Genomic DNA, 23,563 nt, shown 5'->3' on the forward strand with positions numbered 1-23,563 from the left:
CCCAAATGGCTTGTACATAGTGTATGGCGCACCATGGCAGTGTTTTGGGATAATGGGGGTCAACTGGTGTTCTAAAAGGCAGGAGACATTGTTTCTGTATTATGCCGTTAATGAAAATGACATCGAACATGATGTAAAATAATTCTCCAAGGTCCTATAATAACATTTTTAAGGCAGTTTGATATCGAACTTTTTTCACCTGATCGGTTGACAATTATATGTACTTTTAATTGTTACCTTGAAAAGAATCACTATTTGAGATAATATTTTTAGTGGATAAAAAGGTGAAAATGGAGGCCTGTTATGAGTAATCGTTATGCAATAATATTGGCCGCTGGGCAAGGTACTAGGATGAAATCTAAGCTTTATAAGGTTTTGCACCCTGTTTGCGGGAAACCAATGGTACAACATGTTATCGATCAAGTCAATCAACTTCAAATAGAAGATATTGTAACAGTCATCGGCCATGGAGCTGAAAAAGTTCAAGAACAACTTGGTGATTCATGCAAGTATGCCTTACAAGAACAGCAACTAGGTACGGCACATGCTGTAATGCAAGCGGAAAGCGTTTTATCCGTAAAAAATGGTACGACCCTTGTTATTTGCGGTGATACGCCTCTGATTAAAGCGGAAACGATGAAAGAGCTTATAGCATTGCATGAGCAAAGTCAGGCGAAAGCAACAATCTTAACAGCATATGCAGATAACCCTGCTGGCTATGGAAGGGTCCTTCGCGGTGAAGGCGGACTTGTAGAAAAAATCGTCGAGCATAAGGATGCCTCTGATGAAGAAAGATATGTTAAGGAAATAAATACCGGTACATATTGCTTCGACAATCAAGCATTGTTTAACGCGCTGAAAAAAGTTTCAAATGAAAATGTCCAGGGAGAATATTACTTACCGGATGTCATTGAAATCTTAAAACAGGAAGGCGAAGTGGTGACGGCCTTCCAATCCAGTGATTTCGAGGAAACATTGGGTGTGAATGACCGTGTGGCTTTATCGCAGGCTGAACAAGTTTTACGGAAACGCATCAATGAAAAGCATATGAGGAATGGTGTAACGATCATCGATCCGCTTACTACGTTCATTGAAGCGGATGTACAAATCGGGCAGGATACAGTCATTAACCCTGGGTCATTCATTAAAGGAAAAAGTATTATCGGGCAGGATTGCTTAATTGGCCCGAATACGGAAATCAGTAATTGTGAAATTGGTGATGGAACGGAAGTCCTCCAATCGGTTGTACATGAAAGCAGTATTGGAAGTTTTGTAAAAATCGGTCCATTCGCACATGTTAGACCTCAATCAGATATTAAGGATTCCGTTAAGATCGGTAATTTTGTCGAAATTAAAAAGACCGTTTTTGGCAAAGGAAGCAAAGTATCGCATTTGAGTTATATTGGTGATGCAGAGGTTGGGGAGAATGTTAATATAGGCTGCGGATCTATTACCGTGAATTACGACGGGAAAAATAAATATTTGACGAAGATTGAAGACAATGTTTTCATAGGCTGCAATTCTAATCTAGTTGCACCTGTAACGGTAGGAGAAGGAGCATATGTAGCTGCTGGGTCAACCATCACCCAAGATGTACCGCAGGATGCCCTATCCGTTGCTCGGGCTCGTCAAGTTAACAAAGAAGATTATGTCAAGAATTTGAAATTTAATAAATAACCGACGGAGGTCATCATGTCAAATCAGTATTTAGATCCTAATTTAAAAGTATTCTCTTTAAATTCAAACTTCGATTTAGCTCAGGAAATTGCTGCTGCAATCGGTGTTGAACTTGGAAAATGTAGCGTAACAAGTTTCAGTGACGGTGAAGTTCAGATTAATATTGAAGAAAGTATTCGTGGCTGTGACGTATACGTAATCCAATCAACAAGCCAACCAGTCAATGAAAATTTAATGGAACTTTTAATTATGATCGATGCTCTTAAACGTGCTTCAGCTAAAACGATCAATATTGTAATGCCATATTACGGTTATGCCCGACAAGATCGTAAAGCGCGTGCGCGTGAACCAATTACAGCTAAACTTGTCGCAAATCTTTTAGAAACGGCTGGTGCCCACCGAGTAATCACATTAGATCTTCACGCACCACAAATTCAAGGTTTCTTCGATATTCTGATCGATCACCTTGTTGCTGTTCCGATTTTAGCTGATTTCTTCAAGGAAAAAGATTTAAGTGATATCGTCATCGTTTCCCCAGATCATGGCGGTGTAACACGTGCCCGTAAAATGGCCGATCGCCTAAAAGCGCCGATCGCCATTATCGATAAGCGCCGTCCAAGACCGAACGTGGCTGAAGTCATGAACATCATTGGTAATATTGAAGGGAAGACAGCAATACTGATTGATGACATCATCGATACTGCAGGAACTATTACACTAGCGGCCAATGCCCTTGTGGAGAATGGCGCTAAAGCAGTGTATGCCTGTTGTACACACCCAGTCCTTTCAGGTCCTGCCATCGAAAGGATTCAAAATTCAACGATCAAGGAATTGGTCGTGACTAACTCGATTGCCCTATCTGAAGATAAGAAAATCGATAAAATTGTTGGACTTTCTGTAGCACCATTGATTGCAGAAGCAATTATTCGTGTGCATGAGGAACAATCAGTCAGCACATTATTCGATTGATAACATAATAAACGAAAACACGGCGGGCCATCGGGCTCGCCGTGTTTTTGTTTAAAGTTTCAGAAAACACTTAATTCTTAGTTGACAGATGAGAATAGTGATAATAAAATAGCTATACAATTCATTTCATTTTCAAATGAAAACTGTACTAACGCAGGTGCATACTGGTTAACGCCGATCGGACTACCGAAGGCTCCTTTTCACTTACCAATAGAACATTAGGCATCATTTTGCCCTATTGTCTTATCGGTGAAGGAAAGGAGCCTTTTATTTTTATATAAATAGTTTAAGAAGGGTGTGCAGAATATGAAGAAAAAACGAAAGATATGGCTGCTGTCCATCTTCAGCATCTTCATGCTGATAGTAAGTGCATGTGGGCAGGAAAAGAACAGTTCCACAAGTGCTGACGCAAAAGAATCAGATAAAACCATCCGAATCGGTTATCAAAAATTCGGGACATTAAATATTTTAAAATCAAAAGGGAATCTGGAAACACGTTTAAAAGAAGTGGGATATACCGTCGATTGGACTGAATTCCCTGCAGGACCTCAGCTGCTTGAAGCCTTGAATGTCGGCAGCCTTGATTTTGGGCACACAGGGGAGGCGCCGCCGATATTTGCACAGGCAGCCAAGGCTCCGCTTGTCTATATTGCCAATCAACCGGCAAACCCATCAGGAGAGGCCATAGTCGTACAAAATGATTCACCCATTAAAAATGTGAAAGATTTAAAGGGAAAGAAGGTTGGTTTGAATAAAGGTTCCAATGTTCATTATTTATTGGTCAAAGCTTTAGAGGAAGCAGGACTTACTCTTGATGATATTACCCCGGTCTACTTGCCACCGGCAGATGCGAGGGCCGCTTTTGAAGGAAACCAAATTGATGCCTGGGTAATATGGGATCCATTTTTATCAGCGGCGGAATTGGAGCTTGAAACGAAAACGATCCGGGATGGAGAAGGACTGGTTGCGAATCGTGAATTCTTCTTGGCAACTGATTCATTTGCCGGGAACGAAGAGGCTTTGAAGATCATCAAAGAAGAACTGATAAAAGTTGATAAATGGATTGAAGAAAACCCAAGGGAGGTCGCTGAGTTTTTATCTCCGGAAATTGGAATGAGTGTGGAGGCATTGGAAAAAACATTAAATAGAAAAGAATACGGACTTGAGGAGATTTCCAGTACGGTTTTGGATGATCAACAAAAGATTGCCGATACATTTTTTAATCTTAAATTAATTCCAAGCAAGATTAATGTTCTAGATGCATCTGCAGATGTTAAAAAAATTAAGGGGGAAATAAAATGAAAGTATTTTGGTTTTTGCCATCACATGGGGAAAGTCGCTATTTAGGATCGACAAAGGGAGGGAGAGCGATTACACTTCCTTATTTAAGACAAATTGCACAGGCAGTCGATCATTTAGGTTTTGAAGGGGCTTTGCTTCCAACAGGCCGGTCTTGTGAGGATGCTTGGGTAGTTGGTTCTTCATTGATTTCTGCAACGGAAAGAATGAAATTTTTAGTTGCGATCCGTCCAGGTTTAATGTCGCCAACCTTGGCTGCGCGTATGGCTTCAAGCTTCGACCGGTTGTCGAATGGCCGTCTTTTGATCAATGTTGTAACTGGGGGGGGACCCAGTCGAATTGGCAGGTGATGGCGTGTTTCTAAATCATGAGGAACGCTATGAGCAAACAAATGAATTTCTCGATATCTGGAGAAGGGAAATGTCTGGTGAGAGTGTGGACTATGAAGGGGAGCATCTAAAGGTTGAAGGCGGGAATATTCTGTTGTCACCTGTACAAAAACCGTACCCACCGCTCTATTTCGGAGGTTCATCCGAGCCAGCCATCGATATATCGGGAAAGCATATTGATGTCTACTTGACTTGGGGTGAGCCGCCGGTGCAAGTGGCTGAAAAAATTGAAAAGGTACGTAAAAAAGCAGCCGAGTACGGACGTGAAGTCAGATTCGGCATTCGCATGCATGTCATTGTAAGAGAAACGGAAGAAAAAGCTTGGCAGGCAGCGGACGAACTCATTAAATATGTGGATGATGAAATGATTGAAAATTCACAAAAGATTTTTGAGCGATTTGATTCAGTGGGACAGAAGCGGATGTCGCAACTTCATAATGGAAGCAGGGATTCACTCGAAATCAGTCCAAATTTATGGGCGGGTGTAGGTCTAGTGCGCGGTGGTGCCGGTACAGCACTAGTCGGAAGTGCGGAAAATGTTGCCGCCAGAATGAAGGAATATGAAGAAATCGGAATAGAATCCTTTGTTTTATCCGGGTACCCTCACTTGGAAGAAGCGTACCGTGTGGCGGAATTATTATTCCCTTTACTCCCTGTCGAACAGCAGCAAGTTCCTGTTTCGAAAGCGACGAGTCCATTCGGGGAAATACTGGCAAATGACCACTACCCTACAAAAGGAAGTGAAATTGAAGATGAAGTTAAACAAAAAGTTCAATAGGTTCCACCTCATATCATGGCTTGTGCCCATTCTCCTTTTGGTAACTTGGCAGCTGCTGTCTTTGTGGGGGATTCTGTCGGAACGGATATTGCCTGCCCCGACTGAAGTCTTTCAAGCTGGCGTCGCTTTATTGAAAACAGGGGAACTTATAGATTATATCGGCATCAGTGCTCAGCGGGCATTCATCGGCTTTTTAATCGGCGGGGTCATTGGTTTTGTACTAGGGTTGTTAAATGGATTATCATCCATTGCTGAAAGCTTATTCGATACATCGCTTCAGATGTTGCGTAACATTCCGCATTTAGCTTTAATACCACTGGTGATTCTATGGTTTGGTATAGAAGAAGAAGCGAAAGTTTTCCTTGTTGCTTTAGGGGTTCTATTTCCTATCTACTTAAATACATTTCATGGAGTGAAATCGGTGGATAAGGATTTAATTGAAGCGGCAAGGGTTTATGGGTTAAGTGGTTTTTCTTTATTCTGGAATGTGATCCTCCCTGCAGCCTTTCCATCCATTTTGGTGGGTATCCGCTTCTCCCTTGGAATCATGTGGGTCACATTAATTGTCGCAGAAACAATATCCGCCAATTCCGGAATAGGATATATGGCTATGAATGCCCGGGAATTCATGAGGATGGATATTGTTGTTCTCAGTATTCTCTTATATGCCTTATTGGGAAAAATATCGGACGTTGCGGCCAAATTAATTGAAAAAAGATGCTTAAAGTGGCATCCATCATACCAATGAGGAGGTCATTAATATGATAAATGGTAATTCGTTGGAGTTGCAGGGTGTAAGAAAGGATTTTGGGGAGTTTGAAGTATTAAAGGGAATGGACCTCACATTTAAAAAAGGGGAATTTGTAGCCATTGTCGGTAAGAGTGGGTGTGGAAAGAGCACCTTGCTTCGTCTTGTGGCAGGACTGGAACAGCCGACGGGCGGGCAGATACTGGTGAATGGAAAGCCATTGAATGGATTAAATAAATCGTCACGTACGATGTTCCAGGATGGAAGGCTGTTTCCTTGGAAAAAAATCCTTGAAAATATTGGTGTAGGCTTAAAAGGGGATTGGAGGCCAAATGCTATGGAATTACTGGAGCAAGTGGGCCTTGCAGATCGAGCAAATGAGTGGCCGTCCGTTTTATCTGGGGGGCAGAAACAAAGGGTGGCATTAGCGAGGGCATTGGTGAACCAGCCTGACATACTCCTCTTGGATGAGCCGTTGGGGGCATTGGATGCTTTGACGAGAATTGGCATGCAAAGGCTGATTGAGGAGCTATGGAGGAAAAGGGACTTTACTGCCTTGCTTGTTACACATGATGTTGAAGAAGCCGTAATGCTTGCCGACCGTGTCATATTAATCGAAGAAGGCAAAGTCGTCATGAATAAGGAAATCAATCTGCCGAGACCGCGGAAAAAGGATAGCATTCAATATTCATCACTAGCAGTCCAAATCCTTAACCGGGTGATGCAAGTTGAGGGGGAAATGGAAAAAAAGGCGATTCACGCTTGAATCAGAGAAAAAAATGAAAAAAGATTTTGCAGAAAATTCCTATGTTTACCATATGTTTATCACCTTCTTGCTCCCTTCGGATTTTACCTTTCATGTTTAATGATTCGCCATTTAGGGAAATGTTAAATATAGAGAAACTTGCAATTCATATTCAGGAAGGCGGAGGATGTATGAGTAATATATTAGCTGCGAAAGAACGTACGGATTCAAAACACTCTAATTTAAGGAATTTGAGAGAAAACGGCGAAATCCCTGCGATAGTATATGGCAATAAAAATGACAGTACGGCCATTTCAGTCAATAATATTGAGCTTCAAAAGACAATCAAGGAAATAGGCCGTAATGGAATCATTTCATTGGACTTGGAAGGTAAGAATTATAAAGTCATGCTCTCTGACTATCAAAAGGATCCAATAAAGAACTCCATTTATCATGCAGACTTTTTAATTGTAGATATGTCCGCCCAATTACAGGCACAAGTTCGCATTAACCTTGTCGGTGTTTGTAAAGGCGTGAAAGACGGCGGGGTCCTTCAGCAGTCTCTTCATGAAGTGACGGTTACGGCTAAACCTAATGACATTCCTGACTCCATCGATGTTGACGTTACCGAACTTCAGGTAGGGGATACAATCTACATATCCGATATCCAAACGAATAAACAAGTTACAATCGGCAATGATGGTGAAGAAGTCGTTGCATCTGTTTTGGCTCCTCGCCAGGAAGAGGAAATAAGTACAGGTGAACAGCAAGATGGCGGTATTCCTGAAAATGAAGAAGGCAGGGAAACCAAGGCATCACCAGAGTCATGATGCCGGGATTAAACAAGTGAATCGTGATATAATAGGCGTAGCTCTTAACGAGTTACGTCTTTTCAATCTCTGGATGCATCCATTTAAGCCGGACCATGATTGACTTCTTTAATTAGGGTTTTTCCTAATTAGTTCTCCGGTCGCTTGCAGGCAAGCTTGAAATTAGGGTACTATTTTTCTAAGGTCAATGATCTTGGAAAAACTTCGTCCCAGCGTAACTCCCTAAATAACCGTAATGACGGAGTGTGAATCATGAAAATTATTGTAGGGTTAGGGAACCCAGGTAAACAATATGAAAAAACTCGGCATAACGTCGGATTTGAAGTAATAGATGAGTTATCCAAAAGATGGTCGATCCCACTTGATCAAGCAAAGCATAAGGGGATCTATGGTGTGGGAATGGTGAAGGGAGAAAAAGTTTTATTGCTTAAACCCTTAACCTACATGAATTTGTCAGGGGAATCCATTTCGGCTGTCATGCATTTCTTTAAGGTGGATATCGCGGATGTTGTCATTATATATGATGACCTTGATTTGCCTCCAGGGAAGCTTCGCCTTCGTCAAAAAGGAAGTGCAGGCGGTCATAATGGGATAAAATCTTCAATTGCCCATTTGGGTACGCAGGAATTCAATCGAATCAGAATAGGCATTGGCCGCCCGCTTGGCCGTATTCCGGTATCTGACTATGTTTTAGGGCGTTTTTCGCCTGAAGAATGGGATCATGTCGGGGCAACGATCGAAAAAAGCGCAGCTTCTTGTGAAGCCTGGTTGGAAAAACCATTTCTACAGGTCATGAACGAATATAACCAATAAGCAGAGAGTAGATATAAGTAAAGAATAATATCTTCCTGTTTCGCTGAATAAAACCCCTCTACTTTTGTACATACTAACACTATTACTAAAATAGGGGGTTACCAAATGGCTCTCCATTATCGATGCCGACATTGCGGAACTAAGCTGGGCTCAATCGAGGCACACTCACTGAGTACGGAGCAGTTAGGTTTTAATCAACTTACCGATGAAGAGCGACAAGAGATGATCGTTTATGATTCTGAAGGGGATATGCATGTAAGGGCGATATGTGAAGACTGTCATGAATCGCTGCAAAGAAACCCTGATTTATATGAAAACGATTATATTATTCATTAGCGGGAGAGGGCTTTGGACAAAATCCAAAGCATTTTTCCGTTTGTCTGGAATACCAGGGCACAAAAAAATGCCGTTAATAAAAAGGACGCTTGGTTAATTGGCCAAGTTCTAATACAAAGATTTCAAATGGTTTTCGCACGTTAAGAGAGGGGGGAAGAAAATGAATGGATTACAGAACTTGTTCTCCAAACAAGATGATGTTCATTCGTTAATAGCCGGCATTGATGAAGGACTTAAGGAGCAAATCGTCTCTGGTCTGACAGGTTCCTCGAGATCACTATTGCTGGCTTCCGTATATGAAAAGACGAATAGGCCTATTTTATTGGTTACCCATAATTTATTGCAAGCACAAAAATTCCAAGAGGACTTATCCAGTTTCATTCCCGAGGAAGAATTATATATATATCCAGCCAATGAATTGATCGCGGCTGATTTGAGTGTAGCCAGCCCGGAATTAAGGGCTCAACGTGTAGAGGCATTGAACTTTTGGGCGGAAGGAAAGAAAGGGATTGTCATTGCGCCAATTCCAGGGGTGCGTCGTGTGCTTCCTCCAAAGGATATTTGGAAGAGGCATCAGCTAACGTTTAATTTAGGGGAAGATATCGAGCTTGAACCAACGCTTAATAAATTCATTGCCATGGGTTATAACCGGTCTGAAATGGTTGCTTCTCCAGGTGAATTCAGTATCAGGGGCGGCATCATCGATATTTATCCGATCACCGAACCTAATCCAATACGAATTGAATTATTCGATACCGAAATAGATTCAATAAGGACCTTTTCAAGTGAAGATCAGCGATCCATCGAGAAACTCAAGAAGGTGACGATTGGTCCCGTCAGTGAGGCTTTGCTAGAGACGGAGCATATCGAAAGAATCATAACAAGGCTCGAGAGCGGATTAAGTAAAAGCTTGAAGAAACTTAAAGACGAGAAAACCAAGGAACAGCTGGTTCAAAAGGTCAGTTATGAACTTGAACAGCTGAAAATGGGGAATATACCCGACAAAATCTTTAAATACTTAAGTTTAGCGTATGAAGATCCAGCTAGTTTAATAGATTATTTACCGGTAAATGGTTTGGTTTTCTTAGATGAAATCAGTAGAATCCAGGAAATCAATGATTCATTGGAAAAGGAAGAGGCTGGGTGGTACACAGACCTTTTAAGTCAGGGACAAATTATCCATGACATAAAATTGGCTCATCCTATGCAGGAATTAATAGTGAAATCCATCAGGCCGTTTGTATACCTTTCATTGTTTTTACGACATGTACCGCATACGAATCCTCAGAATATCCTGAATTTTGCCAGTAAACAAATGCAAAATTTCCATGGACAGATGAATGTGTTCAAAGCTGAACTGGAACGGTGGAAAAAAGGGAAATATACAGTCGTCATACTTGGACAGGATGAAGAACGGGTAAAAAAGCTGCATTCGGTTTTAGCCGATTATGATATAGAGGCAGCAGAACTGTTTAATGCGAACAGCATTCTTCCAGGTAAAGTACAGATTTTACGCGGCAGTCTGAATAGCGGTTTTGAATTACCTATGCAAAAATTCAGTATCATCACGGAAACGGAATTGTTTAATAAAAAGTCAAAGAAATCAGTACGGAGACAGAAACTATCGAATGCGGAGCGAATCAAGAGTTATTCCGAACTGAAGATCGGTGACTATGTCGTTCATGTTAATCATGGTATCGGTAAATACTTGGGTATTGAAACCCTTACGATAAATGGGGTCCATAAAGATTACCTGAATATTCGTTATCAAGCGGATGACAAATTGTATGTTCCTGTCGACCAAATTGATCTTGTCCAAAAATATGTCGGTTCTGAAGGAAAAGAACCGAAGCTCTATAAGCTAGGCGGAACGGAATGGAAACGTGTTAAAAGCAAGGTTCAATCATCTGTTGAGAACATTGCCGATGATTTAATCAAGTTATACGCAGAGAGGGAAGCGGCAAAGGGCTATGCCTTTTCACCTGATGGTGATATGCAGAGAGAATTCGAAACATCATTCGCTTATAACGAAACGGAAGATCAATTACGTTCCATAGTCGAAATCAAAAAGGATATGGAACGGGAACGGCCGATGGATCGTTTATTATGCGGTGATGTTGGATATGGGAAGACAGAGGTGGCCATCCGAGCCGCTTTTAAAGCCATAATGGATGGCAAGCAGGTTGCATTTCTTGTTCCGACCACAATCCTCGCCCAGCAGCATTATGAAACATTAAGGGAGCGTTTTCAAGATTATCCGATTTCGATTGGTCATATGAGCCGTTTCCGGACTAAAAAACAGCAAACCGAAACGATTAAAGGATTGAAGGCCGGCACGGTGGATATCGTGGTTGGCACGCATAGGATTTTATCCAAAGATATCGTGTACCGCGATTTGGGATTGCTTATCATTGATGAAGAACAGCGCTTTGGCGTTACACATAAGGAAAAGATCAAACGGTTAAAAACTAATGTGGATGTACTGACTTTGACTGCGACGCCGATTCCGAGGACACTTCATATGTCGATGTTGGGCGTGAGGGATCTGTCCGTCATCGAAACACCACCTGAGAACCGGTTCCCGATCCAAACTTATGTCATGGAGTATAATGGCTCATTGGTAACGGAAGCGATAGAACGGGAATTGGCCAGGGGTGGTCAGGTTTATTTCCTTTACAATCGGGTAGAGGATATAGCAAGAAAAGCAGAAGAAATTTCCATGCTGGTGCCCGATGCCCGTGTCACCTTTGCTCATGGGCAAATGACAGAGCAAGAACTGGAAGCCGTCATGTTCGGCTTTTTAGAAGGTGAATATGATGTTTTGGTAAGTACAACCATTATAGAGACGGGTGTCGATATCCCGAATGTCAATACGCTTATCGTGAATGAAGCGGATAGAATGGGACTTTCACAGCTCTATCAGCTGCGTGGGCGTGTAGGTCGATCCAATCGGGTGGCATATGCATTCTTCACTTATAGGAAAGATAAAGTGTTGACGGAAGTGGCAGAAAAACGTCTTCAATCCATTAAGGAATTTACAGAATTGGGTTCAGGGTTCAAAATCGCGATGCGTGATTTATCCATCAGGGGAGCCGGAAACATTCTAGGGGCTCAACAACATGGCTTCATTGATTCAGTCGGTTTTGATCTGTATTCACAAATGTTGAAAGAAGCGGTAGATGCGAAACGTAATGACCAGCCAGCCGAAGAAAAGAACACCCTTGAAATCGACGTTGAAGTGGATGCTTATATCCCTGATGCCTACATAATGGATGGACATCAGAAAATAGAAATGTATAAAAGGTTCAGAGGTATTGCTTCGCTAGAAGAAGTGGAAGAATTACAGGATGAAATGATCGATCGTTTCGGAGAGTATCCAGAAGAAGTTTCCTATTTATTCATGATTGCCGAAATGAAGGTATATGCTGAAAAGGCCGGAATTGAAAGCATTAAACAATTAAAGCAGGAAATCAGCATTATCCTTAGGGAAAAGGTCAGCAGCGATGTGGATGGACAAAAGGTGTTCGAGCTGGGATCGAAGTATGGCCGTATGGTCGGCTTCGGCATGGACGGCAATAGAATGAAGCTGGTCCTGCACATAAAAGGCGTAGAACAAAGCAAATGGCTTAATATCTTATTTGAGATGACCAAGGGTTTACAGTATGTAAAAAAAGAGACGCAAGCCACAAAAAACTAAAATTGAATGATAGTCCTCTTGGAGAAATTTTTTTAGGTACCATGGTAAAAAAATGCAACAAAAAGAAAAATTTTTTCAAAGTGCATAGAACTTACCATTAGAAAAATACTAAGTACAATAGCTGGTGATGATTTTGCTACAAAATGAGGATTTATCAAATCAATTAGATGAAAGTGAGGCAACATTAGATGAAAGCAACTGGTATCGTTCGCCGAATTGATGATTTAGGAAGAGTCGTCATCCCGAAAGAAATTCGCAGGACCCTCCGTATCCGTGAAGGAGATCCACTGGAAATATTTGTGGATAGAGATGGAGAAGTCATCCTTAAGAAATACTCCCCTATTAGTGAATTAGGCGATTTTGCTAGGGAATATGCAGAAGCACTTTATGATAGCCTTGGAAACCCAGTTATGATTTGTGACAGGGATACTTACATTGCAGTGGCAGGCGGCTCCAAAAAAGAATACTTAAATAAAAGTGTTAGTGAACTAGTGGAAAAAATCATGGAAGAAAGAAATCCTGTCCTCGAATCTCCGAACGGACAAGTTTCATTCGTTGATTCCAATGATGAAGAGGTCCAATCTTATACTGCAGCTCCGATCATTGCGAGTGGAGACCCGATTGGTGCCGTCTTGATTTTCTCCAAAGATAGTACCATTGGTGAAGTGGAACAGAAATCGGTTGAAACAGCAGCAAGCTTCCTAGCTAGACAAATGGAACAGTAACCTTGGACATGCCATTATATTTTTAAAGGTGGAAAGGGCAGCAATCACGCTGTCCTTTTTGCAATTTCAAAAAAAGAAGTGCATATGGAAAAAAATTAACAGTATGGCTGGAATTGAAAAATAACCATTAGAATTATGCTATAATAACTACCACATATGAGTGAAAAGGGGAAAAAGAATGGCTGAAAAGCCTAATAAAACATCAAATGAACTTTTTCGAGGTGCACTGATTTTGAGCGCAGCTGCGATTATCGTAAAAGTATTGAGTGCGGCCTATCGCATACCTTATCAGAACATTGCGGGTGACATCGGGTTTTATATCTATCAACAGGTCTACCCCTTCTACGGTGTTGCTTTTACATTATCAACACTCGGCTTTCCGGTAGTCATATCCAAACTTATTGCTGAGCGGGAGTCATCCAAAAATAACTTTGCTGTCAAGGACATTTTAATGACATCATTCATCGTCTTAAGTTCGATAGGAGTCATGATGTTTGCTGCACTGTTCCTTGGCGCTGATTGGATTGCAGGATGGATGAAGGATCCGCATTTAGCCGGTCTGCTGAGAATCGTTGCCTATTCTTATCTATTAATGCCGATTTCATCTGTTTTAAGAGGCTATTTTCAAGGAATAAACTACATGTTACCGACGGCAAGTTCGCAGGTCGCTGAACAATGCATCCGTGTGTTGACGATACTGGTTCTTTCCACAATATTCGTGTATCAGGACTACTCTGATTATGTTGTCGGCAAGGGGGCGGTCCTCGGTTCGATAACAGGCGGCATAACTGGCCTGGTACTGCTTATTGCTTTCATTATTTTAAGAGAAGAATGGAAGCTCTTTTTACAAATGAGAATCAAACCGGTAAATTTCATCAAAATCTCAAAAGTCCTGATTTTCCAAGGGTTGGCCTTTTGCATAACTGGCTTGATCCTTATCTTGTTTCAGTTTGTCGATTCTCTGCACCTATATTCCCTACTAAGGGAAACGGGGATGGGGGAAAGGGAAGCCAAAGAATGGAAAGGGGTATATGACCGGGGACAGCCTTTGCTTCAGCTAGGTACAGTCGTGGCTAATTCTTTTGCATTGGCGCTGGTACCTGTAATATCCGGATTCGTTCAGAGGAAAAGTGAACATGAATTATTGAATAAAATCAAATTGGCGCTTCGTGTAAGCGCGACGATAGGACTCGCAGCTGCGATCGGGCTGGTGGTGACGATGAAGCCTGTCAATCATATGCTGTTCACGGATGTTAAAGGGACCATTACTTTAGCAATTTTCTCATTATCGATTTTATTCACATCCGTCATAATGGCAGAAGCGGCAGTGATTCAAAGCTTAGGCTATTCGTTCATACCGGTGATCATTACGCTTGTGGGTGTGGTCAGCAAGTGGGCTTTGAACCTTGTCCTGGTGCCCCATTACAAAATCGCGGGTGCAGCCTCGGCAACAGTGCTTGCGTTTATGATCATGACTGTATTATTTTATGTGGTATTGAGAGTACATATTAAAAAGACATTAATTGAAAAGAAGCACGTGTTAATAATTTTGAAGAGTACGGTTTACATGGGTACGGCGGTTGTTTTATTCAATGGCTTATTCGAATTGATGGCCCAAAGCGAGAGCCGGTTGTTAGCTACGATCCAAGCTTTGACCGGTGTAGGGATCGGTGCAGCCGTTTTTGTGATGACCGCTATTCGTGCAGGCTTATTTGGTGAAGAAGAACTTGCACTTATACCTGCAGGTTCAAAGCTTAAACGATTTATAATAACGAATAGGAGTATACGAAATCATGAATGAGATTACGATAATAGGCCTTGGTGCAGGAGATTTAGATCAGCTTCCATTAGGAATTTATAAAAAATTGCTACAAACAGAACAATGCTTCGTCAGAACGATTGATCATCCTGTAATTGGGGATTTGAAAAGGGAAGGAATCAATTTCACGGCGTTTGACGGGATATATGAAAAGCACGACCAATTTGAAGCCGTATATGAAGAAATTGCCGGAACATTATTACAAGAGGCTTCAAACCGTTCCGTTCTTTACGCAGTTCCGGGGCATCCTATGGTAGCGGAAAAAACGGTTCAGCTTTTGCTCGAAAAGGGACCGGCTCTTGGAATAGCCATTAAACTGGAAGGCGGGCAGAGTTTCCTTGATCCCTTGTTTCAGGCTGTTAAAATCGATCCGATTGAAGGGTTCCAGCTATTGGATGGAACAGATCTCTCACCAGATGATTTGCACATTACCCAGCATATTATAATCGGACAGGTGTATGACGCATTCAGTGCGTCCAATGTGAAGCTGACTTTAATGGAAAAGCTACCGGATGACTACGAGGTATATATCGTTACAGCGGCAGGAAGCAGTCAGGAAAAAGTGACAAAATGCGCTCTGTTCGAACTCGACCGTCAGATGGAGTTAAGTAACTTGACGAGTGTTTATGTCCCGCCGGTTAGAGAAGAAGCTTTACGAAACAGGGAGTTTTCTAAGCTGCGTCAGGTCATTGCAGAACTTAGAGGTCCTGACGGATGTCCTTGGGATAAGAAACAAACTCATGAAAGCTTGAAGAAATATCTAATAGAAGAGGCATATGAGCTGATTGATTCCATCGATGAAGAGGACGATGAGGGCATGGTTGGTGAACTTGGGGATGTCCTGCTTCAAGTGATGATTCATTCACAAATCGGTGAAGATGAGGGCATGTTCACGATAGACGATGTGATTGAAGGCATTACGGCGAAAATGATTCGACGCCACCCTCATGTATTCGGAGATGTTGAAGTGAACGGCGAGGAAGATGTATTAGTGAACTGGCAGAAAATCAAAGAGAATGAAAAAGGGAGCGAAACAAAAGCTCCGCAATCCATACTGGATGGGATTGAGAAATCGCTGCCAAACTTACTTCGGGCCGAAGAGTACCAAAAAAGGGCTGCGAAGGTCGGATTTGATTGGGATGAGGTTTCCGAAGCCTGGAAAAAGGTCAGGGAAGAAGTGCAGGAATTGGAAGCGGAAATATTAAGCCCGAACAGGGATGTCGAAAGAATAAAATCAGAGCTGGGCGACCTCTTTTTTGCGCTTGTCAACATTTCACGTTATTATGACATACAAGCGGAAGAAGCCGTCTACAAAGCAAACCAGAAATTCCACCGGCGTTTTACATATATAGAAGAGTGCATTCAAAGGGCAGACAAAAAGTTTGAGGATTATACATTGGAAGAACTGGATTCATATTGGGATGAAGCAAAAGCTAAAGGACTTTAATTAAGGGAGAGATTTTAATGTCGATGAGATTGGATAAATTCCTAAAAGTTTCGAGGTTGATCAAGCGCCGCACACTTGCGAAAGAGGTTGCGGATAAAGGGAGAATCACGATTAACGGACAACAGGCCAAAGCAAGTTCGAATGTGAAAGATGGCGATGAATTGACTGTACGATTCGGTCAAAAGCTCGTTACGGTACGTGTCGATAAAATTCAAGAAACGACGAAAAAAGAAGCGGCTGCAGATATGTATACCATCGTAAAGGAAGAAAAGCTAGCGGAGGAGTAAGGACAGGCTTGGTTCTAATTCCGCTCTCACGGACATACACTTGTACAAAATCAGTGGTACTGTGAGGGATGAAAAAATGAGCCAATATAATGATCCGAATGCTGGTTACACAAAGGGAACAACCCAAGAGCATGATGTAACGATGAAAGGCCGCCGTTTACTTGATATTACCGGTGTCAAACAAGTTGAAAGTTTTGATAATGAGGAGTTTCTGCTCGAAACTGTAATGGGATTCTTATCTATCCGGGGCCAAAACTTGCAAATGAAGAATTTAGACGTTGATAAAGGCATCGTCTCCATTAAGGGAAAGATTTTCGACCTTGTTTATTTAGATGAGCAATCAGGGGAGAAAGCTAAAGGCTTCTTTGGCAAATTGTTCAAATGACCTTAACGATTCAATTTTATACGTTGCTTGCGATGATAGGCATGGGCAGTGGCTTTGGAGCTGCCCTGGATACGTATAGCCGGTTCCTGAAACGTTCAGAAAGGAAAAGATGGATTGTATTCATCCATGACTTCCTTTTCTGGATCATTCAGGGTCTCCTTATTTTTTATGTTTTGTTTTTAGTGAATGAGGGAGAGTTTCGCCTTTATTTATTTTTGGCCTTATTATGCGGTTTTTCAGCTTATCAAGCACTTTTCAAAGGTTTCTATCAACGTTTTTTAGAGTTTTTGATAATACTTGTGATAAAGTTGGCGAGATTTATAACGAATTCGGTTCACATCCTGATATTTGTTCCGATAAAATGGGTAATAGTATCTGTAATAGCCATCATCTTCGGGATAGGTAAGTTCGTTTTAGCATTATTAAAATGGGTGGGGAAAATACTTCTATTTATTTTGAATATTTTCTGGAGGCCATTAAAATGGATTCTGATCTATATATGGAATTTATTGCCGGTTTTTGTTACGAAAAACGTCGGGAAGTTTTATAATAAAGGAAAAGGGATTTTATTGAAAATAAAGAATTCTATATTTAGAACGCTAAATAGATGGAGAAATAAAAAGAAATGAGGAGCGATAAAAAATGAGTAGCCTGCGTAAAAGGAAAGTGGCAAAAATAGAAAATCCCTACGTCGCTCAACAAGAGAAAAAAGTACAAACCGTAGAAAAAAAGAAGCGTGGTCTAATGCGTAGATTAACTCTTTACTCAGTTTTCGCCGCTGTCTTTTTGATTTTTGCCGTTTCCACCCTCATAACGCAAAATGTTGCACTGGATGAGAAAGTACAACAGAAGGAAGAATTGAAGGGAAAGTTAGCTGAATTGAAAAAAGACGAGACCCTTCTTAAAGAAGAAATCGTAAAGCTTAATGACGACGACTATATAGCAAAAATAGCCAGACGGGATTATTTCTTATCTGAAAAAGGCGAAATCATATTTACCCTTCCAAAAGGGAAGGAAGATAGTGACTAATATTGACACTGTTTTTTTACTTTCGTTATAATATAGAGTGAAGAGATTTTTTAACATTTCTAAGGAGGAACATTTTTTTTATGTCAATCGAAGTAGGCAGCAAGTTACAAGGTAAAGTAACAGGCATAACTAATTTTGGTGCATTTGTAGAGCTACCTCAAGGTTCAACCGGTCTTGTCCATATCAGTGAAGTGGCTGATAACTACGTCAAGGATATCAATGATCATTTAAAAGTGGGCGATACAGTTGAGGTGAAAGTCATCAATGTTAAAGATGGCAAGATTGGCTTGTCCATAAAAAAAGCGATAGACCGTCCTGAAGCTGAGCAAAAACCTGCATACACACCACGTCCGCGCCAAGGAAGAGGGAATGACAGCCGTTCCAAAGACTTCCGCTCGAAAGGTAATGGTTTCCAACCGAAGGAAAACTTTGAGCAAAAAATGGCTAAATTCTTAAAAGATAGCGAAGACCGCTTAACGACCCTTAAACGTAGCACCGAAACGAAACGGGGAGGTCGAGGAGGAAGACGCGGATAAAACTGCTGCTGAAAATAATAGTTTAGCAACTTTTCCTGTGAAATTATTCATAGTGTAGATAAAGGCAAGCTTGCCGGCTTGTCTTCTTTTAATTATCAACAACATAAAAAAAGCGCCTCTGTACACTTAATGAGATAAGTGTACAGAGGCGCTTTTGTATTTGATGACCCGTACGGGATTCGAACCCGTGTTACCGCCGTGAAAGGGCGGTGTCTTAACCGCTTGACCAACGGGCCATTATTTTCAAGAAAAAAGATAGCGGCAGAGGGGATCGAACCCCCGACCTCACGGGTATGAACCGTACGCTCTAGCCAGCTGAGCTACGCCGCCATAATGGTAAATGCTACTGAAGCACAAGTTATATCTTACATTCGTGAAGAATAAATGTCAACAAAAAAATAAAGTTTGTCGGTTTCCATTTCCCGATTATTTATTCGTGTTATTTTCCGCAAAAATAACCTAAAAACTTTGCTTTTCTTCAAAAAAAAAAGAACACCCGTTTCTGTATTGGAAAAAAAGGCACAAAAACCTGTATACAAATGATTGTTCTAGAAGAATTTCGTCGAACGTTTTTCTTATCTGCTTATAAAATTCTGACAAAAAAATAAACAAGCCCTCTATATAATAAAAATCACTAATACGAATGGGGTGTTGAAATGGAAAAAGTAGAAAGACCTATGATGGAACCTCTTGGTGATGTTCAGTTAAAAGAAGCGAAGGCAGGGGCCATCAATTGGATCCAACAACTGCAAATGAAGTCGGAAGACATATTCATAAAAAAAGGTATCTCTTTAGCAATTATTGGTTTTTTATTAGGACGGGCATTAATTCTTTCGCAGCTGGCACCATTTGGACTTCCGTTTTTCGCAGCCGTGTTTCTCATGAGACGTGACAGGGCACCACTTGCTTTATTCGGATTGATTGCAGGTGGGCTGACCGTTCACTACTCTAATAGTTTAGTCATCTTTGCATCGGCGTTCCTGCTCCTGTTATTTCATAAGATCAAGAAGCCCGCCGTGGAAGGACAATTCAAGACGATGTCGATGTACGTCTTCGCTTCACTATTCCTGGTCAACCTGGCAGAGCAATATCTGGTATTCCGAACGATTCAGCTGTACGACTTAATGATGATAGGAGTAGAGGCGGGACTCGCAATGATATTAACTTTAATCTTCATACAGTCCATCCCGCTGCTGACCATTCGGACAAAGTCCCAATCATTAAAGACGGAGGAAATCGTCAGCATCATCATCCTGCTGGCCTCGGTGATGACCGGAACCATCGGCTGGATGATATACGATCTATCACTCGACCATATATTCTCGCGATACTTGGTCCTCCTCTTCGGGCTGGCGGGAGGGGCCGCCATAGGCTCCACTGTAGGTGTAGTTACTGGATTGATATTCAGCCTGGCAAGTATTGCTAGTCTCTATCAAATGAGTCTTCTCGCTTTTTCCGGGCTTCTGGGCGGTTTGTTGAAGGAGGGAAGGAAGATAGGGGTTGCTAGCGGCCTCATGATTGCTACATTACTGATAGGTTTATATGGTGAGGGCACCAGCAATATTATGGTGACACTCTATGAATCAATTATAGCTGTGGCCCTATTTATATTGACACCGTCATCCATAATCAACAAAATAGCGAAACATATACCGGGAACAGTCGAGAATTCTGATGAACAGCAGCAGTATGCCCGAAAAGTGAGGGATGTCACCGCTCAAAGGGTGGAGCAATTCTCTCATGTATTTGAGGCGCTCTCCAATAGCTTTTCCCAAGTGGATGAAAGAGGGAGATTGGAGGAAGATGAGAAAGAATTCGACTACTTCTTAAGTAATGTAACGGAAAAGACGTGCCAGCTTTGTTTTAAAAAGGAACAGTGCTGGTCCAAGAACTTTAATACAACCTATGACGGCATGCAGGAAATTATGCTTCAATTAAGTGAAAATAATGGTCAGCTCCCCCAAAAGACTTCGAAGGAATGGGGGAAATATTGTAGCCGCGGGCCTCAGGTCATTGGGGCGATATCACAGGAGCTTACTTATTTTGAAGCAAACCAAAAATTAAAAAGGCAGGTGAAGGAAAGCCGGAAGCTAGTTGCGGATCAACTGCGGGGCGTTTCGGCAGTAATGGATGATTTTGCGAAAGAAATTCAAAGGGAAAGGAAGAATCATCATGTACATGAAGAATCCATTTTGGAAGCCATCCAGGATTTTGGCCTGCACATAGGGTATGTAGAAATATACAGTCTAGAACAAGGGAATGTTGATATAGAGATGAGTGTCCCATACTGCCAGGGCAGAGGGGAATGTGAAAAATTGATTGCACCTATGCTTTCTGACATTTTAGGGGAAACGATAGTCGTTCATTCAGAAGAGTGTGCAACGTATCCAAACGGGCAATGTGAGGTGATATTTAGGTCAGCAAAAAAATTCACGGTCGAAACGGGTGTGGCTCATGCTGCCAAGGGGGGAGGGCTTGTATCAGGAGATAGTCATACGACCATGGAAATTGGCTGCGGCAAATTCGCAATAGCCATTAGTGATGGGATGGGAAATGGGGAAAGGGCCCATTTTGAAAGTACAGAGACATTGAAGCTGCTTCAAAAATTTTTACAATCGGGAATTGAAGAAAAAATAGCCATTAAATCCGTAAACTCCGTATTATCTCTACGCACTACCGATGAAATATTTTCAACTCTTGATTTGGCAATGATTGATCTTCAGGACGCAAAGGCTAAGTTTTTAAAAATCTGTTCGATACCGAGTTTCATTAAAAGGGGGGATAGGATAATAAAAATTGAATCAAGTAATCTCCCTATGGGAATCATCCAGGATTTCGATGTTGATGTTGTATCAGAAGAGCTCAAGGCAGGGGACATACTAATCATGATGAGCGATGGAGTGTTCGATGGCCCCTCACATGTTGAAAATATCGAGTTCTGGCTTAAACGGAAAATCAAGGAAATGGAAACAGACGATCCGCAGGAAATCTCTGATTTAATATTGGAAGAGGTCATCCGAACAAAAGGGATCATAGATGATGACATGACAGTGGTAACATCAAAAATCAAGCATAACACACCGAAATGGGCATCCATTCCCGTTTCTCCAAAACGCAAAAAGGCCCAGTAGGCCGTTTATATATATAAAATAAATAAAACCAAAAATGAGGTGGTGAAATGGAAGAAGGTTAAAAGGTAAAGAGACTTTTCAATCACTCCGCTCCATGATGTGACTTGATGCGATGTCTTAGCGTATAAATTCCCCTTTTTTAGTCAATTATGGTAACAAATTGATAGGAAGGGAGAGCAAAACATGAAAGCAGGAACATTAAAACAGATTTTGCTTATAACCGACGGATGCTCAAATCATGGTGAGGAGCCGTCTGCCATGGCTGAATTAGCAAGGAAGCAAGGCATAACCATCAATGTCATAGGTGTCATGGAAAATGATGTGATAGATGAAAAGGGTCTTAAGGAGATCGAGAAGATTGCTGGTTCAGGAGGTGGCGTAAGTCAAATAGTCTATGCCCAGCAGTTGTCCCAAACCGTCCAAATGGTGACACAAAAGGCAATGACTCAAACTATACAGGGAGTTATCAATCGTGAACTTCAACAAATACTTGGAGATTCAAAAACGATGGAGGATCTTCCGCCGGATAAACGAGGAGAAGTGATGGAGGTGGTCGATGAGCTTGGGGAAACGAGCAAGCTCGAAGTACTGATTCTTGTTGATACCAGTGCAAGCATGAAACACAAACTGCCTACAGTAAAAGATTCCTTATTAGATCTTTCCCTTAGCATGAATGCAAGAATGGGTGACAGCCGTTTTTCCGTATTCGTATTTCCTGGGAAAAGAAATGATGTTGAAAAGTTGCTGGATTGGACCCCGAACCTTGAAGCCCTGACGGCAACTTTTCCTAAGCTTAGTACAGGGGGACTCACTCCGACAGGTCCAGCCATTCGTGAAGCTTTAACATATTTCAATAAAAAACGTTCATTGAGGGGATTGTTATCACATGATGATGAACAATACTTTGAGGAATCAATGTAAACTCCTGCCTGGCAGTTTGGTCACTGGAAAATGGAATAAAAACCAGTACAAAATAATTAAGGAATTGGGGTGTGGAGCGAACGGGATCGTCTATTTGGTTGAAAGCAAAAATCGTCATTATGCTTTAAAGCTCAGTGATAATGGGACGTCCATTATTTCGGAGATGAATATCCTAAAATCCTTTTCAAAGGTCCAGGGGTCTACCCTTGGACCTTCCTTTTTGGAAGTGGATGATTTCATGAAGACAGGAAAGCAGCTCCCTTTTTATGTCATGGAATATATCCACGGACACGATTTTTTGCGTTTCATCGATAAGAAAGGGTCATCATGGATTGGAGTCTTAATGCTTCAGCTTTTAACCAGCTTGTCTGCCTTGCATACCAATGGCTGGGTGTTCGGCGATTTAAAACCTGAGAATTTGATCGTGACTTCACCAGCCTATAAGGTGAGGTGCGTGGATGTAGGCGGAACCACCTTAATTGGGCGATCTGTTAAAGAATTCACCGAGTTCTTTGACAGGGGTTACTGGGGACTCGGATCAAGAAGGGCAGATCCGCAATATGACTTGTTCGCTGTGGCAATGATTATAATCAACTCGGCCTATCCTGGACGTTTCCACAAGCAAGGGGAGGGGTATAGACAGCTTAACGACTTGATTAAGCAGAAAAAGGAATTGCACCCATATAGAAAGATGTTGGATAAAGCACTTCACGGGCAGTATGATTCTGCCCTCCAAATGAGGGAGGATTTGGTCACGGTGCTAAGTAAGCAAAATCACTCGAAGAAAAAGGGTACGACCCAGGCAGCTACCGGCCAGTCACAAACAATTCAACCTGCAACGAGACAAGCAAGAAGGTCCCAAAACCATTCAAAAAAGAAAAGTGGCGGTTTTTTTGAAACTTTTTTGCTGGTTGCCATCATATCGATGCTCTATGTTCTTTACATATATGAACAGTTGTTATGATATAGTTATTAGGTGAATGCCATGGAATAAATGAAACA

At 41.6% G+C, this 23,563-nt stretch carries 20 protein-coding genes, 2 tRNA genes and 1 pseudogene; 21 read left to right on the forward strand and 2 right to left on the reverse strand.

The window, feature by feature from the left end:
- The first annotated feature begins 303 nt into the window (after positions 1–303).
- From glmU to ABC374_RS25930, 18 genes and pseudogenes are all read left to right on the forward strand, one after another.
- Complete coding sequence (gene glmU, locus ABC374_RS25845) at positions 304–1,677, forward strand: bifunctional UDP-N-acetylglucosamine diphosphorylase/glucosamine-1-phosphate N-acetyltransferase GlmU (protein ID WP_413020122.1); 1,374 nt, start codon at positions 304–306, stop codon at positions 1,675–1,677.
- Positions 1,678–1,692: 15 nt separating this feature from the next.
- Positions 1,693–2,646 carry a ribose-phosphate diphosphokinase gene (locus ABC374_RS25850; protein ID WP_061440331.1) on the forward strand — a complete coding sequence of 318 codons (954 nt, stop codon included), beginning with the start codon at positions 1,693–1,695 and terminating at the stop codon, positions 2,644–2,646.
- A gap of 306 nt (positions 2,647–2,952) precedes the next feature.
- Positions 2,953–3,948, forward strand: coding sequence for a sulfonate ABC transporter substrate-binding protein (locus ABC374_RS25855; RefSeq protein WP_413020123.1), 996 nt, complete (start codon positions 2,953–2,955; stop codon positions 3,946–3,948).
- A pseudogene (ssuD, locus tag ABC374_RS25860) lies at positions 3,945–5,112 on the forward strand (FMNH2-dependent alkanesulfonate monooxygenase). Before ABC374_RS25855 ends, ssuD begins: the two are co-directional and overlap by 4 nt.
- Positions 5,087–5,860: an aliphatic sulfonate ABC transporter permease SsuC gene (gene ssuC / locus ABC374_RS25865; protein ID WP_413020124.1), complete on the forward strand. Its 774-nt coding sequence runs from the start codon at positions 5,087–5,089 to the stop codon at positions 5,858–5,860. The pseudogene ssuD and the gene ssuC overlap by 26 nt, the downstream one beginning before the upstream one ends.
- A gap of 13 nt (positions 5,861–5,873) precedes the next feature.
- Positions 5,874–6,626 carry an ATP-binding cassette domain-containing protein gene (locus tag ABC374_RS25870; protein WP_350300848.1) on the forward strand — a complete coding sequence of 251 codons (753 nt, stop codon included), beginning with the start codon at positions 5,874–5,876 and terminating at the stop codon, positions 6,624–6,626.
- Positions 6,627–6,796: 170 nt separating this feature from the next.
- On the forward strand, positions 6,797–7,435 hold the full coding sequence (locus ABC374_RS25875; RefSeq protein WP_350300849.1) for a 50S ribosomal protein L25/general stress protein Ctc: 639 nt from the start codon (positions 6,797–6,799) through the stop codon (positions 7,433–7,435).
- 252 nt (positions 7,436–7,687) lie between these two features.
- Positions 7,688–8,248: an aminoacyl-tRNA hydrolase gene (gene pth / locus ABC374_RS25880; protein WP_350300850.1), complete on the forward strand. Its 561-nt coding sequence runs from the start codon at positions 7,688–7,690 to the stop codon at positions 8,246–8,248.
- Between the two features lie 105 nt (positions 8,249–8,353).
- Complete coding sequence (gene fin / locus ABC374_RS25885; protein WP_034316319.1) at positions 8,354–8,584, forward strand: anti-sigma-F factor Fin; 231 nt, start codon at positions 8,354–8,356, stop codon at positions 8,582–8,584.
- A gap of 160 nt (positions 8,585–8,744) precedes the next feature.
- Positions 8,745–12,281, forward strand: coding sequence for a transcription-repair coupling factor (gene mfd / locus ABC374_RS25890; protein WP_413020125.1), 3,537 nt, complete (start codon positions 8,745–8,747; stop codon positions 12,279–12,281).
- Positions 12,282–12,469: 188 nt separating this feature from the next.
- Positions 12,470–13,006: a stage V sporulation protein T gene (spoVT, locus tag ABC374_RS25895; protein WP_063574550.1), complete on the forward strand. Its 537-nt coding sequence runs from the start codon at positions 12,470–12,472 to the stop codon at positions 13,004–13,006.
- A gap of 178 nt (positions 13,007–13,184) precedes the next feature.
- Positions 13,185–14,807 carry a putative polysaccharide biosynthesis protein gene (locus ABC374_RS25900; protein WP_413020127.1) on the forward strand — a complete coding sequence of 541 codons (1,623 nt, stop codon included), beginning with the start codon at positions 13,185–13,187 and terminating at the stop codon, positions 14,805–14,807.
- Positions 14,800–16,272, forward strand: a complete 1,473-nt coding sequence (yabN, locus tag ABC374_RS25905) for a bifunctional methyltransferase/pyrophosphohydrolase YabN (RefSeq protein WP_413020128.1) — start codon at positions 14,800–14,802, stop codon at positions 16,270–16,272. Before ABC374_RS25900 ends, yabN begins: the two co-directional genes overlap by 8 nt.
- A 23-nt stretch (positions 16,273–16,295) precedes the next feature.
- Positions 16,296–16,559, forward strand: coding sequence for an RNA-binding S4 domain-containing protein (locus ABC374_RS25910; RefSeq protein ID WP_034316386.1), 264 nt, complete (start codon positions 16,296–16,298; stop codon positions 16,557–16,559).
- 76 nt (positions 16,560–16,635) lie between these two features.
- A complete protein-coding gene (yabP, locus tag ABC374_RS25915; RefSeq protein ID WP_101225917.1) occupies positions 16,636–16,944 on the forward strand; it encodes a sporulation protein YabP in 309 nt (102 codons plus the stop codon).
- A complete protein-coding gene (gene yabQ, locus ABC374_RS25920) occupies positions 16,941–17,573 on the forward strand; it encodes a spore cortex biosynthesis protein YabQ (RefSeq protein ID WP_413020129.1) in 633 nt (210 codons plus the stop codon). Before yabP ends, yabQ begins: the two co-directional genes overlap by 4 nt.
- Positions 17,574–17,586: 13 nt before the next feature.
- Positions 17,587–17,973 (forward strand): FtsB family cell division protein, encoded by a 387-nt coding sequence (locus ABC374_RS25925; RefSeq protein ID WP_101225919.1) that lies wholly within the window; start codon positions 17,587–17,589, stop codon positions 17,971–17,973.
- An 80-nt stretch (positions 17,974–18,053) separates the two neighbouring features.
- A complete protein-coding gene (locus ABC374_RS25930; protein WP_101225920.1) occupies positions 18,054–18,509 on the forward strand; it encodes a S1 domain-containing RNA-binding protein in 456 nt (151 codons plus the stop codon).
- Positions 18,510–18,673: 164 nt separating this feature from the next.
- On the opposite strand, the gene ABC374_RS25935 is transcribed toward ABC374_RS25930, so the two are convergent.
- Both ABC374_RS25935 and ABC374_RS25940 read right to left on the reverse strand, forming a co-directional pair.
- Positions 18,674–18,745 (reverse strand) — tRNA-Glu (locus ABC374_RS25935).
- A gap of 20 nt (positions 18,746–18,765) precedes the next feature.
- Positions 18,766–18,839 (reverse strand) — tRNA-Met (locus ABC374_RS25940).
- A gap of 326 nt (positions 18,840–19,165) precedes the next feature.
- Between ABC374_RS25940 and spoIIE the strand changes: the two genes are divergently transcribed.
- From spoIIE to ABC374_RS25955, 3 genes are all read left to right on the forward strand, one after another.
- Positions 19,166–21,640 carry a stage II sporulation protein E gene (spoIIE, locus tag ABC374_RS25945; RefSeq protein WP_350300855.1) on the forward strand — a complete coding sequence of 825 codons (2,475 nt, stop codon included), beginning with the start codon at positions 19,166–19,168 and terminating at the stop codon, positions 21,638–21,640.
- Positions 21,641–21,823: 183 nt separating this feature from the next.
- Positions 21,824–22,561 carry a VWA domain-containing protein gene (locus tag ABC374_RS25950; protein ID WP_137018537.1) on the forward strand — a complete coding sequence of 246 codons (738 nt, stop codon included), beginning with the start codon at positions 21,824–21,826 and terminating at the stop codon, positions 22,559–22,561.
- Positions 22,527–23,525 (forward strand): protein kinase domain-containing protein, encoded by a 999-nt coding sequence (locus tag ABC374_RS25955; protein ID WP_413020130.1) that lies wholly within the window; start codon positions 22,527–22,529, stop codon positions 23,523–23,525. Before ABC374_RS25950 ends, ABC374_RS25955 begins: the two co-directional genes overlap by 35 nt.
- The last annotated feature ends 38 nt before the right edge of the window (positions 23,526–23,563 follow it).

This window comes from Peribacillus phoenicis (assembly GCF_047238085.1).
Lineage (GTDB): Bacteria > Bacillota > Bacilli > Bacillales > DSM-1321 > Peribacillus.

Excerpts from the sequence above, each read along its gene's own strand:
- ABC374_RS25855 (WP_413020123.1), top strand. The coding sequence starts at position 2,953 with ATGAAGAAAAAACGAAAGATATGGCTGCTGTCCATCTTCAGCATCTTC.
- ABC374_RS25870 (WP_350300848.1), top strand. The coding sequence starts at position 5,874 with ATGATAAATGGTAATTCGTTGGAGTTGCAGGGTGTAAGAAAGGATTTT.
- ABC374_RS25950 (WP_137018537.1), top strand. The coding sequence starts at position 21,824 with ATGAAAGCAGGAACATTAAAACAGATTTTGCTTATAACCGACGGATGC.
- yabN (WP_413020128.1), top strand. The coding sequence starts at position 14,800 with ATGAATGAGATTACGATAATAGGCCTTGGTGCAGGAGATTTAGATCAG.
- yabP (WP_101225917.1), top strand. The coding sequence starts at position 16,636 with ATGAGCCAATATAATGATCCGAATGCTGGTTACACAAAGGGAACAACC.
- fin (WP_034316319.1), top strand. The coding sequence starts at position 8,354 with ATGGCTCTCCATTATCGATGCCGACATTGCGGAACTAAGCTGGGCTCA.
- spoIIE (WP_350300855.1), top strand. The coding sequence starts at position 19,166 with ATGGAAAAAGTAGAAAGACCTATGATGGAACCTCTTGGTGATGTTCAG.
- ssuC (WP_413020124.1), top strand. The coding sequence starts at position 5,087 with ATGAAGTTAAACAAAAAGTTCAATAGGTTCCACCTCATATCATGGCTT.
- mfd (WP_413020125.1), top strand. The coding sequence starts at position 8,745 with ATGAATGGATTACAGAACTTGTTCTCCAAACAAGATGATGTTCATTCG.
- ABC374_RS25910 (WP_034316386.1), top strand. The coding sequence starts at position 16,296 with ATGAGATTGGATAAATTCCTAAAAGTTTCGAGGTTGATCAAGCGCCGC.
- ABC374_RS25925 (WP_101225919.1), top strand. The coding sequence starts at position 17,587 with ATGAGTAGCCTGCGTAAAAGGAAAGTGGCAAAAATAGAAAATCCCTAC.
- yabQ (WP_413020129.1), top strand. The coding sequence starts at position 16,941 with ATGACCTTAACGATTCAATTTTATACGTTGCTTGCGATGATAGGCATG.
- ABC374_RS25955 (WP_413020130.1), top strand. The coding sequence starts at position 22,527 with ATGATGATGAACAATACTTTGAGGAATCAATGTAAACTCCTGCCTGGC.
- ABC374_RS25850 (WP_061440331.1), top strand. The coding sequence starts at position 1,693 with ATGTCAAATCAGTATTTAGATCCTAATTTAAAAGTATTCTCTTTAAAT.
- spoVT (WP_063574550.1), top strand. The coding sequence starts at position 12,470 with ATGAAAGCAACTGGTATCGTTCGCCGAATTGATGATTTAGGAAGAGTC.
- pth (WP_350300850.1), top strand. The coding sequence starts at position 7,688 with ATGAAAATTATTGTAGGGTTAGGGAACCCAGGTAAACAATATGAAAAA.
- ABC374_RS25875 (WP_350300849.1), top strand. The coding sequence starts at position 6,797 with ATGAGTAATATATTAGCTGCGAAAGAACGTACGGATTCAAAACACTCT.
- ABC374_RS25900 (WP_413020127.1), top strand. The coding sequence starts at position 13,185 with ATGGCTGAAAAGCCTAATAAAACATCAAATGAACTTTTTCGAGGTGCA.
- glmU (WP_413020122.1), top strand. The coding sequence starts at position 304 with ATGAGTAATCGTTATGCAATAATATTGGCCGCTGGGCAAGGTACTAGG.
- ABC374_RS25930 (WP_101225920.1), top strand. The coding sequence starts at position 18,054 with ATGTCAATCGAAGTAGGCAGCAAGTTACAAGGTAAAGTAACAGGCATA.